This window comes from Alloiococcus sp. CFN-8, assembly GCF_049943125.1.
Classification (GTDB): Bacteria; Bacillota; Clostridia; order Clostridiales; family Clostridiaceae; genus JAEXZL01.
This window is the reverse complement of record NZ_CP188040.1, coordinates 2,047,942-2,061,119: the sequence shown is the minus strand read 5'-3', so window position 1 is coordinate 2,061,119 and position 13,178 is coordinate 2,047,942. Positions and strand designations below refer to the sequence as shown.

Sequence of the window (13,178 nt, the reverse complement as noted above, 5' to 3'; positions counted from 1 at the left end):
ATTTAGCATTCCATCCCCCTATTATTAATCTATTATATTTCCAAGGAAATAGTGATAAAATAATCTGTTTCTTTTGTAAATATGCTAATACCCGCCAATTTTTGTTTAAATAACGAAAAACAACTCTTTGAAGGTTGAAATTTTTATCAAATAGAAAAAAAGAGAGAAGACTTTTATTTCCTTTAAGCATCTTCTCTCTTTATAATTTAATTATTTTTAGTGACACACATCGCAGGGATCATCTTTGGGACAAGAACTTAAGGGTCCTGAATGAATAGTTTTACTTCTGCTCAGTGTGCTGCATCCTTTTGTAGTATGATAGGATTTTCCTCCTGGAGTCCAATACACAGTGCTGGTAGTAGCTGGAGGAGTCACTGTATTGTCATTAGTACCAGTGCTTCCGCTTCCAGCCTGGCTACTTCCTGAATTACTACTAGGCTTACTGCTACTTTGGGTATTGCTATTACTTTGGGTATTATTACTGCTCTGGGTATTGCTATTGCTTTGAGTAGTACTACTTTGAGTGTTTCCAGGCTTATAGCTTCCTGGTGCTTTATTAAATTCAATTGTATTACCATCAGAGGTAGCAACTATAGTGCCACTTTCATCTGTTCTATACACCGGTATACTAGAGCTTTTTAACCTATCCATCACCGACTGGCTGGGTAATCCATACTGATTATCCTTACCTACTGAAACAACAGCATACTTAGGGTTAACAGCGTTTAAAAAATTGACTACCGTAGCAGTTTTACTGCCATGGTGACCAAGCTTTAAAACATCAGCCTTTAAATTCAGCCCTCCATTAACCATTTCCATTTCAGATACTGCTTCTGCATCTCCAGTAAATAAGAAGGAATTGTTGCCATAAACCACTTTTAGCACTATAGAATAATCATTGCTTCCGGAGTAGGAGCTGCTCCTCGGTGCTAAAATTGTACAAACCGCATCCCCTAGATTAAAGGTTTTACCTACCTGAGGAGCAGTAAAATTAAGTCCTTTATTTTTAGCCGCATTAACAAAGGATTGAAAAACCTGAGTTGTTGCCGTCTGTCTAGGGAAATATATCTTTCCAACCTTAAAGGAATTTATTATGTATGAAAGTCCACCTATATGATCCTCATGAGCATGAGTACCTACCACATATTGAAGCTCTGTTATGCCCTGACTATCGAGATAGCTTTTAACCGTAGTATCATCTGCTCTATTTCCACCATCTATCAGCATAGCACTATCACCCTGCTGAATTAGAATTGAATCAGCTTGTCCAACATCAATATAGTGAACCTTTAAAGTACCAGTAACCTTATTACTCTCATCCTTACCAGCACCTACTGCAGTGCTTTTATCTTCTTCCTGGTTATTTTCTTGCTGATTATTTTCTTCAGGAAGCTTAGTATCAGCCTCTACCTCTTCCTCAGAGTTATCTTCTTCGGATTTCACATCCTCTTCTGGCGCTTTATTATCTTCCTCTGCTGCTTGATCCTTATTCTGCTCTTCTTTTCCATCATCAATTGACTGCTCTTGTTGACTATCAGCCATGAGACTGCTGCTTGCATCATTATTTACATCTTCTGTACCCACTACTCCCGCTAAAAATATCATGGAGAAGAAGGCTGATATAATAATCCTTGCAGGCTTATTAAATCTCTTATTTTTCCACATCATAAATACCCCTAAAGGAGCAAAGAAAATAAGAGCTAACCACATTAACAAATTACTGTTATTAAATTTTCTTCCTTTCATAAATGAATCACCGTATCCTTACTTTCTTCTTTAGATAGTTAAATGAACCTTATCTCTATAATTGAACCCATAACAATTAAATTTTAGCAAAGTTATTATACCCATATTAATAACTTCATATACAATCCCTATCAATAATTCTACAAAATATATTATATCATTTCTACAAAATATCTTAATTTCCCCTTATTATAATAATGGCAATGGAGCATTTAATAACTATCACCTTATATCTACCAAGTGATGATCACTATTTAGCTAAAAGGTATGTATCTTACATTTTGGAGCTACGATAGCAAGCTAGTCATTTCCTTATAATTTATAATATGGTATATTATTCATACCAGCCATAAAAATATAAAAATGGTGTTTTATACAAACACTCAACAAGGTACTACTGAATTTCCCTAATAAGAGAGGATACAGATGAAAAATAATTGGACACCAATTTTTTATGCAATTTTAGCAGCAGCTCTATATGCAATCAGTTCACCCTTTTCTAAGCTCCTGCTTAACAGGATATCTCCATCTATGATGGCTGCCTTTTTATATTTAGGTGCTGGCATAGGTATGGGGATTCTCCGATATATAAAAGGAAAAATAGGAAAAGCCTCTAAGGAAACTCCCTTAACAAAAAAAGAACTGCCATATACAATAGCTATGGTAATCCTGGATATTATTGCTCCTATATTTTTAATGGTAGGCTTATCTAAAACAACAGCTGCTAATGCCTCTCTGTTAAATAACTTCGAAATAGTAACAACCTCCCTTATAGCATTAATAGTCTTTAAGGAAGCTATATCAAAGAGATTATGGATAGCTATTTCTCTTGTTACTCTTTCAAGTATAATACTATCCTTTGAAGATATCAGCAGCTTCTCATTTTCCTTAGGCTCAGTATTTGTTTTATTAGCCTGTATTTCTTGGGGCTTTGAAAACAATTGTACCAGAATGATGTCCCATAAGGATCCCACAGAAATTGTAATCATAAAAGGCCTAGCATCGGGTATTGGCTCCTTTGCAATTGCCCTTGCAATTGGAGAAAGCCTTCCCTCCATAGCATATGTCCTTTTTGCTTTACTTCTTGGCTTCGTGGCCTATGGCTTGAGCATCTTCTTTTATGTACATGCTCAAAGATCCCTAGGTGCCGCTAAGACAAGCACCTATTATGCCTTTGCACCCTTTATAGGAGTTGCTCTTTCTTTAATTATTTTTAAAAGCAATTTATCTATAGCCTTTATAGCCGCCTTAGTTATAATGATAATCGGCACTTATTACGCTTCCACAGATAATAACTAAAATTATTAGTTTAAATTATAACTTTAAAGCGCAGCCTTTTGCTTCCTTATTATTTTTAAGCAAAATAAAAAACCCCTCAAACGTGGTTATCCAATCGTCTGAAAGGTTATATGGTGACCCCTAGGAGAATCGAACTCCTGATTCCACCGTGAGAGGGTGGCGTCTTGACCGCTTGACCAAGGGGCCTTAAAAACTACATTTTTTATTCTACACTGTATTTCAAAATATTTCAATAGGTATTTTAGATTTTTTTATTTTTAAACTATTATTTTCTGTAATCTAGACAAAATAAAAGAAAAGCAGCATAAGATTCTCCAAATCTCCACTTATCCACTTCTCACAATAGCAACTTATTTCTTAAACATTCTTCCTTGGTATTATATTTATATCTTTCTTTTTCCTGTACATTATTACAGCTTCGGTTTACTTAAATTTTCTTATATCTTTAATAGCAACTCTTATAGGAGCTGAAGCTTCTTTCTTTCCTCTTTGCGTTACCTCATCAATAGGTATTCCTGTTTCTCTGGCTATTATAGCCTTAACTCTCCTTCCACAGAAATTTCCCTGACAGGTACCCATACCAGCCCTTGTCCTTCTTTTAACTGCATCAATGCTGGAAATAGGAATTCCTCTATGAATAGCATCTACTATCTCTGCTTCTGTAACTCTTTCACAACGGCAGATGATGTTCTTCTTAGGATCCTCATGATCTATTTCTCCATCAAAGCTCTCATCCTTAGGTATTATTATTGACTTTCTATAAGGATTAAAGTCTTCTTTTTCATCAAGGGTAAGACCTGCTTCTTGAAGTATTTCTGCTACCATTTCAGCTATTGCCGGTGAAGATGTAAGCCCTGGGGAATCAATCCCAGCAACATTTATAAAGCCCTTAACATTGCTCTCTTCTATTATAAAATCATTAGTATCGCTGGTAGCTCTTATTCCAGAGAAGGTAGTTAAGGCTCTCTTAATATCAAAATCCTTTATAGATAACCTAGCAGTCTCTACAACCTCCTGAAGGCTCTCCACTGTTGTACCTACATCATCTCTAGGTCCCATTTCCTCAGCATTAGGTCCAAGCATAAAGTTGCCATGATAGGTGGTTGTTACTAATATTCCCTTACCCTTTTCTGTAGGAACCTGGAATATTACGGAATTTACTAGGTAGCTTTGATCTCTTCCAAAGAGTACATACTGACCTCTTCTTGGTATTATCTTAAAGTTATTAGCTCCTACCATAGCAGCTACTAAGTCACTATAGAGGCCGGCTGCATTTATAACATATTTTGTCTTAAGCTTTTCCTCTTCTGTTACAACTTCAAAATATCCTTCTTTTTTCTCTATTGCTGTAACAGCGTTACCAAGCTTAACCTCCACTCCATTGGCAGCAGCATTTTCAGCTAGGGCTATGGTAAGCTCATAGGGAGAAGCTACACCAACGCTTTTAGAATATAGGGCAACCCTTACCTCATCATTTATATAGGGCTCAAGCTCCTTAATTTTATCACGGTCTATTATCTCTAAATCGTCCTCACAGCCTATTTTTACAGCATTATCATAAAGTCCCTGTATTGTTTTTCTGTCCGTTTCATCAAAGCCTATAACTAAGGCCCCAGTGCGTCTAAACCCAAAGTTCAGCTCCTTTTGCAGCTGGTCATACATTGCATTACCCTTTACACAAAGCTTCCCTTTAAGAGTTCCATACTTTGCAGAGTAACCTCCATGTACTATACCACTATTTGCTTTAGAAGCTCCAGTGGTAACGTCTTCTTCCTTTTCTATGAGGCATATACTCAGCTTATACTTAGATAATTCTCTTGCTATAGCCGAGCCTACTACCCCTGCTCCGATGATTGCTACATCATACATAAAATTACCTCCAATCATATTCTATTGTATAAATATTCTACCACTTTTATAATGAGTTAACTTATTAATTAATAATTTTTTTCAATAAATTCATAAAAAGATAAAACCTATCTATAAAAAAGGTCCTTCCTCCAGGAAAGACCTAAAAAAAAACAATCATAACATAACTTTCAATAAGGCTCCTAAAGCTAAAGCAATAACATGAGCCAAGCTTATCAGAATAAAATTCTTCACTGCTAGTATGAAAGTATCTTTTTTTGTTTGAAGCTCAAAGAAGCTCTTAATATTCTTATTTACTGGAATAAAGGTTAAAAGCACAAGAATAGCCGTTACAGGCTCTATTCCCAGCAATATTAGAATAATAATAACAATATAGCTTATGTAGTAGAGCCATTTAAAAAGCAACAGGCCCCTTTCTCTGCCAATATATATAGGAAGGGTATATCTTCTATTCTCCCTATCATCCTCCATATCGCATAGATTATTTGCAAGCATTATGTTGGCTATTCCCGCAACTGCCGGTAATGCTACAAATAGAAGACTTATTATCCCAGTTAAATTCATAGTAACAAGGAGGCTTGTACCAGATAAACTTAAGCTAAAAAGATCACCCTGAAACACATGAATATAAGCAGCTAAGAAGGTTATTATTAGTCCCATGGTAAGTCCTGAAGCCAGCTCTCCTAAGGGTGTTCTAGATATAGGTACAGGACCAAAGGAATACAATATACCTATTCCAAAGGATACAGCTCCCAGAAGCAGGATAACAATATTAGTATTTAAAAATAATAATACACCGAAAATAATACCTGAAGCTAAAAGAGTAAATATAGTAATAAGTACCGTGCTCTCCTTCAAGCCAAAGGCTACTATGGCATTATGCTCCTCGTAATTGAAGCCTTTAGTTATTATAGCCTTTTTATAATCCATATAGTTATTTATTGCTGTAGTTACCATATCTATAGAAATCAGCGAAAGAAACATGAAGATAAAGTTTATGAAGTTAAACCTTTCGTAGGTATAAATGGCATAAATAGTTCCTAATAAAAAGGGGAAAACACTAGCTACCTTTGTGGGAAGCTCTACTAATTTTAAAAAGCTCTTAACTGTAATTTTAATCACCCCATTAAAAAATGTCCTTAGCAAAGCCTATACTTAGCTTTACTAGGACATTTTATCATAATTATTTCCTTGATAATAGCTATTTTATTCCTTTTCCATAAAAGGAACCCCAGATCATTACCAGTGCAAAGATCAGAAGATACCATGCTACAGCTATACCATGGGCAAAGACAGCAGCAACCATCATAAATATGCAGCCTAGGATGGATAGAATAGGCATAACATAACGATTAAAAGGATTAAACTCCTTTTCCTTTTTAATTATCATCATAAATATTGGTATATATAAAGCATATATAGTGACTATGGGAAGCTCAGAGGAATCAAAAACCACAGGTCCAAACCAGCTTTCAGTCAAATTAGCTCCATAAAAATACAGAAGCCAAAAAGCGCAAAGAAGCAGACCGAAAACTGATGAGTTATTAGGCATATTAGTAGTTTTATCTACATGATTAAATATTTCAGAAGCAGGCCCCCTATTCCTTGCAGCCAAGGAATACATACCTCTTGTACAGCCAAGCATCAGACCATTTAAGGTTCCAAGACAGGAGATAACTACAAATACAAATAACACAGTTCCCCCTGCAGAAGAAAATATTTTTGCAAAGGCCATCTTTGCCGCTGTCTCACCGCCACTCATCATTACTTCATTAGAAATTCCACCAGCTAAACCAATGTAATATAAAATATATACAGAAACCACTATCAAAGACCCAAGAACAAGTGCTTTAGGAAGATTTCTTTTAGAATCCTTTAGCTCTGCATTAATACTTGTAGCAACAATCCATCCCTCATAAGCAAAAGCTGTAGCTACTACTGCAGTAAATAGTGCTCGACTAGCACTTACTTCCTCCACTACCGTTGTAAAGTTTTCCATAATCATTCCACTTTTTAAGCCTACCACTGTGCCTATAACTGCCATCAGCAGAAGAGGTATAAGCTTAATAACTGTAGTAGTTACCTGAAATTTTCCAGCTAAAACAGGTGATAGGGCATTTATACTATAGCTTAATACTAAATAGAAACCAGCTAAAGCCATGGCTTCTCCCCCTGCAATATCAAAACCAAAAAGAACGCAGGTATATCTGGCCGATACCCATGCTAATACGGAGGTTATAGCCGGATAATAAATAATAGTCATAAACCAACCCACATAATATCCATATTTATTTCCCAATGCCTCGTCAGCATAATCCACTATGCCATTGACCTTCTCGTATTTACTGGCCAGCAATGAGAAGGAATAAGCACATATAATCATAATTAGTCCACCTATGACCCAGGCTAGTATTCCTAGAGGAAGATCCCCTCCTGTGGCGTTAAGTACCTTCTCTGCCTTAAAAAATACTCCACTACCTATAACTATTCCCACAACCATGGTTATAGCCGTTAACAATCCATATTTCTTGTGTAATTCCCCCTGCATACACACTCCCTCTTTCATTAATTATTAATATATAAAGTCATAAGAACCCTGAATCATGCATCCTCTTCAAATTAATAAAATATAAAAAAATACACAAATTCTTTAAAAACTTTATAAATCCTTATAAATATGTTAAACAGATTATTACCTTGTGTCAATATTTTTGTTTAATTGTTTTTTTATGTAACCCATACTATTACCTGTATATTTATTTCGAATTTAAACTTTTGATTTATAAAGTAAACATATTTAAAAGCTTTTTTAATTAAAGATTATATAGTGAAAAAATATATTATATTTATTTATAAGAAAATATATTGTATATAATTTTCTAAATCAAGAAAAATAAACTATAGAAGTAAAGGAGGTTATACCATGGAAAAAAAATTAGAGCTTCCAAAGGACATGAAATCCCTGTGGCTGGATTCTACTTCCCTCCCTTCCTTTCCTACTTTAAATGAGGATATTTCTACAGACATACTCATTGTTGGAGGAGGAATAACCGGGATTACAGCAGCTTATTTATTATCAAATTCAGGCTATAAGGTCACATTAATCGAAGGGAGCACTCTGCTTCAAGGCACCACTGGGTATACTACAGCTAAAATAACCTGCCAGCATGGAATCATATATGATGAACTAATAAATCATTTCGGAGAAGATAAGGCAGCCCTATATTATAAAAGTAATCAAGAAGCAGCAGAATTCATTAAGAATACAGTAAATGAAGAAGGAATTGACTGCGATTATACCGAGGAAAGAGCTTATGTATATACAATGGATGAAAGCTACGTTGAGACCTTAAAGAAGGAATTCAAAGCTTATGAAGCTCTTAAGATTCCTGATATTAAATATCACTCTTCCCTCCCTCTCCCCCTAGATGTTAAGGCTGCTGTAAGTATAGGAAATCAAGGTCAGTTTAACCCTGCCAAATATCTAGAGCATCTTATTAATAAGTCCAAAGAAAACAATGTGACCTTCTATGAGCATACTAGAGCTCAAGACATAGACGCCGATGACGGTATATATATAAATACAGAAAAAGGTCCCAGAATTCAAGCAAGAAAGGTTATTATAGCTTCACATTTTCCTTTTTACGATAAAAAGGGAATGTATTTTGCCAGAATGCATCCTGAAAGATCTTACATAATAGCTGTTAAGGCAAAAAATCCTTTTCCAGGAGGAATGTATATAAATGCTGAGAGCCCTTCACGCTCCTTAAGAAGCGCTCTATATAATAAGGAAAATGTCCTCTTAGTGGGAGGGGAAGGACACAAAACAGGACAGCAGGACTTTACTCCAGGCTGTTATATAAACCTGAGAGAATTTGCTGAAGAAACCTTTGGAATAGAAGAAATATTGTATCGGTGGTCAGCTCAGGATTTAGTAACCCTTGATAAGGTTCCATATATAGGACATCTGACAAGCGATACACCAAATATTTTTGTGGCCACAGGCTTTAGAAAATGGGGAATGACCAACGGTACCGCTGCAGCGCATATCTTAAGAGACCTGGTCCTTGAAATTGAAAATCCTTATGAGGAGCTTTATACTCCAAGAAGATTCAAGGCTGATCCATCTATTAAAGAAGGAATAAGTCAAAATTCCAATGTTGCCAAGGAATTTATAAAAGGAAAGGTAAAAAATTATCCAGATAACTATTCTGATTTAAAAAATGAAGAAGGAAGGATAGTTTCTTATAAAGGGAAGCGTGCTGGAGTATACAAAGACAGTGTAGGAAAGATATATATGGTGGATACTACCTGTACCCATATGAAATGCGAATTGAACTGGAATAGCGCTGAAAGCACCTGGGACTGCCCCTGCCACGGCTCCCGCTTCACCTATAAAGGAGAAATAATTGAAGGTCCTGCCACTCGTCCCCTAGAAATTATAAAACCAGATGAAGATTAAGGTGTCCAATAAAATTAAACTATAGAAAAAAAGAGGTTCTAAGGCTAAAATGCCTTTGAACCTCTTTTTTACTTAATGCATTACGTATGTCACTTCTAATCACATTATATATTGTTTCTAAATCACTAATATACTAATTTTTTTAGTTTCTCACCTCTAAAGGAGCTTAAGCTAATTTACTAAATAGCCCTGAAGAACTGCTTTAGCCTTTGGCACTACATAGTGACTTCCGCCTCTTGTTTTCACATTTTCCACCATCATAACTAAAACAATACTAGGATCTTCATTATCCATAGCAACAAACCAGCCATTTTCTTCTCCTTGAGTATCCTCTAGACTCTTCTTAAGCTCAGCGGTTCCTGTTTTACCAGAAAGGCTAACTCCTGAAATTCTAGCATCATAGCCACTGCCATTAGGATCTTCTATAACTGAAGTAAGATATTCCTTTAAGAGAGGCAGGCTTTCGGAGGATATTGCTCCTTCCTTCCAGACCTCTGGGTTACTTGCTTCTAATTGTGGCTTCATGATATTTCCCTCATTGACTACTGCACTGTATGCCAAAGCTACATGAAGAGGAGTCATCAGCACTTCTCCCTGGCCATAGGCGCTATCCGCTAATAAGACATCTCTTTCAATACCCTGATTAGATAGCTGTGATTTGTCCATGGGATAAGCAAAGGGAAGCTCCTCTCCTACTCCAAATCTTTCTTTAATTTCCTTCTCAAAGGTATCAGCTCCCATCTCTAAGGCAGCCTTTGCAAAATAAATATTATCGGAGTATACAAAAGCATCCCTTAAGTCCACAGGAGCCCCAGGATCCTTAACTCTTGTAACCTTATATCCACCCCAGTTGCCATCCTTCTGCCAGGTCAGCCCAGATTCAGTTACTAAGGTCTCCTCCGGTGAAACAGCACCAGTATCCAAAGCTACCGCTCCTGTCAAAAGCTTAAAGGTAGATCCAGGAGCCTTTGCATCATTAAATCTGTTGTTGAAGGCATCATAGTCTGTTTCCTCCCACACTTTACCTACAGCATCAGGGGTGTATGTGGTTCGATAATTAGAATTAAAGGAAGGCGAGCTTACAAGAGCCAGCACCTCGCCGGTTTGAGGATGAATAGCTGTAGCACTTCCTATGTCCCCTTTAAGCTGTTCATAAATAGCTGTCTGAAGCTTCTTATCTACGGTAATAGTTATATCCTCTCCCGGTACCGCTTCTTTTTCTGCTACAGTGATATTGTCTGCTTCTGCTTTAGAAATATATATTTTCCATCCATTTTCACCCTTTAGTCTATCCTCGAAAACTTGTTCCAAACCCAATTTACCAATATTGTCCGTAGAACTATAACCTTCTCCCTGGTGATTCTCCAGCTCCTCAGCAGTAATTGGCTCTATATATCCGATAAGACTTCCTAAAGGCTCTCCTCCTGGATATATCCTTCCTGTGATTTTAGTATTTTGTACTCCCTTAATTGTAGTAGCTTTAAGTATTAGCTCTCTATCTTCCGCAACCACATTTACAACTGGAATAGCCCAATCGGGATTACTAGGATTCTCAATGAGCTTATTTATTTTTTCTTCACTGATATCTAATACTTCAGATAGCGCTTTAACATTGGCTTCCTTATTAATTATAAAATCATTATATTTAATTTCTATTCGAGCAACCTCACCATTAACAGCCAGAGGTTCACCGTTTCTATCAAAAATTTCACCTCTTTCTGATTTTATAGATTCTACTAATACCTTATCCCCTGCATCCATCTCAGGGAAGATAAGGCTCTCATCCCAGATTACTCTCCATTTATTCTCTTCCTTCTCTTTAGCAACGGGAAGATTATAGCCTTCAAGCTCTATATTACCTGCTAGTGTATCCATATTAATAGAAAAATCAACACCAGTCTCTTCTTCTTTAGTCTTGTCCACTTCTTCTAAATCGGGCAAGTTTATTTTTATGTTTTCAGCTTCTATTCCGCTGTAAACATTTGTATATCTAGTCACAAAATCTTCTTCAGAAATATACTCCTTACTTTCCTTTGAAAGCATAGAATACATATCTTTATAATCCTTGTTTTCCCAAGCCTTCTTATAAGCCTCTAGGGTCTTTGAAGGCTTTTCATCCTTTGAGCAGCCGCTTAGAACCATTAAAAACAATACTCCAACTACAGCAAGTAAAATAATCCTATGGTTATTTCTATTCATAACTATCACCTCGAAATAATTTTATCACAGAATGGAATAATTTTCTGCAATATTGGGCGATAATTAAATAAGAGCTATTTATTATGAATTTTTACAGAAAATACACGTATACAATAATGTAATTATTTTCAACTGTAGTAACAAATATACTTTATATAACTTTTACAAAATAGTCAGTAAATTTATCATAATATGGTGCTATTATATAGTAAGAAGAGTTTATGATTCTTTTTTATAATATCAAACGAACTCAGGAAGGGGTGTACGGTTATGAATGTGATTTTATTGGAGGGTGAAGATATAATTAAAGAGGGGAAGTGTTTTAATTCCAGCTTAATTAACAGAGAGCCAGGTAAGCTGATACTTACAGACAGAAGGCTAATTTTTGCAGGTCCTGGTCTGGACTTCGAAAGGAATAACCTGATACTTAACCTTAGAGATATTGTTTCCTTCGAAAAATCCTATACCTTTAATATTGTAAGGCCTATTCCTCTATATAATGGAATTAAGGTCACCACCTCCGATAAACAGGTATATAAATTTACCGTCGCTGAAAGAGATAAGTGGCTTAATCTTATAAAATGGCATATAAGGCCCCATAGGAGCAAGAAATAGAATATAAATCTATCGCTTTACTTTTCCCATAGGTAAAGTGATTTTTTTGCCGATAATCCTTTAAAATTACAATTGCCTCCCTGATAAAAAAATAGTTAAATATAATTAGGAACTTATTGTAAGCACACAGGAGGATAGTTATGAATTACACCCTTATAACCGGCGCTTCTAGCGGTATAGGCCTAGAGCTGTGCCACTTACTAGCAGAGGCAGGAAACAATATTATACTTGTGGCAAGAAAGGAAAAGGAGCTTTATGAGCTAAGGTCTTCTTTAATGAAGCAATATGATATACAGGTTGAAGTGATAATAAAAGACTTAGCAGCGCCTAATGCCCCAAAAGAAATATACACTCATATAATGAATAGAGAAATCAAAGTAGATACTCTTATAAATAATGCAGGAGTGGGATCCTTCGGTCCTTTTAGCAAAATCTCATTAGAAAAGGATATGAATTTAATTGACGTAAATATTCGAGCCCTTACGGAGCTGACGAAGCTATTTCTTCCTGAGCTCCTAAAAAGAGAAAAAGGAAGGATATTAAACGTTGCATCCACCGCTGGCTTCATGCCTGGTCCTTATATGGCCACCTACTATGCTTCAAAGGCTTATGTTATTTCCTTTACGGAAGCCCTTGCCTCAGAGCTAAAAGGCACAGCTGTAACGGTGAGTGTCCTATGCCCTGGACCTACAAAAACTGGTTTTCAAGCCAAGGCAGAGATGAAAAAATCCGATTTTGTAACCCTTGGTGTTATGGAAGCCAAAGCTGTCGCACTATGCGGCTTCAATGGTATGCTTAAGGGTAAAACAATAATTATTCCAGGAGCACTTAACAAGCTTTTAGTATACGGCAGTAAGCTTTTTCCCAGAAAACTATTAACCGCTTTAGCAAAGTCCACTCAAAAAATAAATTAAATCCTTACTTTTTGTTATATAAGTGTTTGGTTGTGGTATAATTTATTTGAGTATGTTTACCTTTACAATAAATT

General features: G+C 36.0%; 9 protein-coding genes and 1 tRNA gene. 4 read left to right on the top strand and 6 right to left on the bottom strand.

Annotation, left to right across the window (positions count from 1 at the left end; translation table 11 throughout):
• Positions 1–216 precede the first annotated feature (216 nt).
• The gene (locus ACPWSR_RS09460; protein ID WP_426347989.1) at positions 217–1,746 is read right to left on the bottom strand and encodes a ComEC/Rec2 family competence protein; all 1,530 of its coding nucleotides are present in this window, start codon (positions 1,744–1,746) and stop codon (positions 217–219) included.
• A gap of 426 nt (positions 1,747–2,172) precedes the next feature.
• Between ACPWSR_RS09460 and ACPWSR_RS09455 the strand changes: the two genes are divergently transcribed.
• A complete protein-coding gene (locus tag ACPWSR_RS09455) occupies positions 2,173–3,045 on the top strand; it encodes a DMT family transporter (RefSeq protein WP_426347988.1) in 873 nt (290 codons plus the stop codon).
• Positions 3,046–3,156: 111 nt separating this feature from the next.
• Here ACPWSR_RS09455 and ACPWSR_RS09450 read toward each other — a convergent pair.
• The 4 genes from ACPWSR_RS09450 to ACPWSR_RS09435 form a co-directional block, all read right to left on the bottom strand.
• Positions 3,157–3,231: transfer RNA gene (locus ACPWSR_RS09450), tRNA-Glu, on the bottom strand.
• Positions 3,232–3,468: 237 nt separating this feature from the next.
• Complete coding sequence (locus ACPWSR_RS09445; RefSeq protein ID WP_426347987.1) at positions 3,469–4,914, bottom strand: NAD(P)/FAD-dependent oxidoreductase; 1,446 nt, start codon at positions 4,912–4,914, stop codon at positions 3,469–3,471.
• Positions 4,915–5,070: 156 nt separating this feature from the next.
• Complete coding sequence (locus tag ACPWSR_RS09440) at positions 5,071–6,036, bottom strand: 1,4-dihydroxy-2-naphthoate polyprenyltransferase (protein ID WP_426347986.1); 966 nt, start codon at positions 6,034–6,036, stop codon at positions 5,071–5,073.
• Positions 6,037–6,115: 79 nt separating this feature from the next.
• On the bottom strand, positions 6,116–7,462 hold the full coding sequence (locus ACPWSR_RS09435; RefSeq protein WP_426347985.1) for an APC family permease: 1,347 nt from the start codon (positions 7,460–7,462) through the stop codon (positions 6,116–6,118).
• 375 nt (positions 7,463–7,837) lie between these two features.
• Here ACPWSR_RS09435 and ACPWSR_RS09430 point away from each other — a divergent pair, with 375 nt between their 5' ends.
• Positions 7,838–9,376 carry an FAD-dependent oxidoreductase gene (locus tag ACPWSR_RS09430; RefSeq protein ID WP_426347984.1) on the top strand — a complete coding sequence of 513 codons (1,539 nt, stop codon included), beginning with the start codon at positions 7,838–7,840 and terminating at the stop codon, positions 9,374–9,376.
• Positions 9,377–9,547: 171 nt separating this feature from the next.
• On the opposite strand, the gene ACPWSR_RS09425 is transcribed toward ACPWSR_RS09430, so the two are convergent.
• Positions 9,548–11,575 carry a penicillin-binding transpeptidase domain-containing protein gene (locus tag ACPWSR_RS09425; RefSeq protein WP_426347983.1) on the bottom strand — a complete coding sequence of 676 codons (2,028 nt, stop codon included), beginning with the start codon at positions 11,573–11,575 and terminating at the stop codon, positions 9,548–9,550.
• A gap of 270 nt (positions 11,576–11,845) precedes the next feature.
• On the opposite strand from ACPWSR_RS09425, the gene ACPWSR_RS09420 reads away from it, so the two are divergent.
• Positions 11,846–12,190 (top strand): GRAM domain-containing protein, encoded by a 345-nt coding sequence (locus ACPWSR_RS09420; protein ID WP_426347982.1) that lies wholly within the window; start codon positions 11,846–11,848, stop codon positions 12,188–12,190.
• A gap of 140 nt (positions 12,191–12,330) precedes the next feature.
• Positions 12,331–13,104, top strand: a complete 774-nt coding sequence (locus ACPWSR_RS09415; protein WP_426347981.1) for an SDR family NAD(P)-dependent oxidoreductase — start codon at positions 12,331–12,333, stop codon at positions 13,102–13,104.
• Positions 13,105–13,178 lie beyond the last annotated feature (74 nt).

What these genes read in the sequence shown, in the direction of transcription:
- ACPWSR_RS09460 (WP_426347989.1), bottom strand. Translation starts at nt 1,746, where the DNA reads ATGAAAGGAAGAAAATTTAATAACAGTAATTTGTTAATGTGGTTAGCT.
- ACPWSR_RS09455 (WP_426347988.1), top strand. Translation starts at nt 2,173, where the DNA reads ATGAAAAATAATTGGACACCAATTTTTTATGCAATTTTAGCAGCAGCT.
- ACPWSR_RS09445 (WP_426347987.1), bottom strand. Translation starts at nt 4,914, where the DNA reads ATGTATGATGTAGCAATCATCGGAGCAGGGGTAGTAGGCTCGGCTATA.
- ACPWSR_RS09435 (WP_426347985.1), bottom strand. Translation starts at nt 7,462, where the DNA reads ATGCAGGGGGAATTACACAAGAAATATGGATTGTTAACGGCTATAACC.
- ACPWSR_RS09430 (WP_426347984.1), top strand. Translation starts at nt 7,838, where the DNA reads ATGGAAAAAAAATTAGAGCTTCCAAAGGACATGAAATCCCTGTGGCTG.
- ACPWSR_RS09425 (WP_426347983.1), bottom strand. Translation starts at nt 11,575, where the DNA reads ATGAATAGAAATAACCATAGGATTATTTTACTTGCTGTAGTTGGAGTA.
- ACPWSR_RS09420 (WP_426347982.1), top strand. Translation starts at nt 11,846, where the DNA reads ATGAATGTGATTTTATTGGAGGGTGAAGATATAATTAAAGAGGGGAAG.
- ACPWSR_RS09415 (WP_426347981.1), top strand. Translation starts at nt 12,331, where the DNA reads ATGAATTACACCCTTATAACCGGCGCTTCTAGCGGTATAGGCCTAGAG.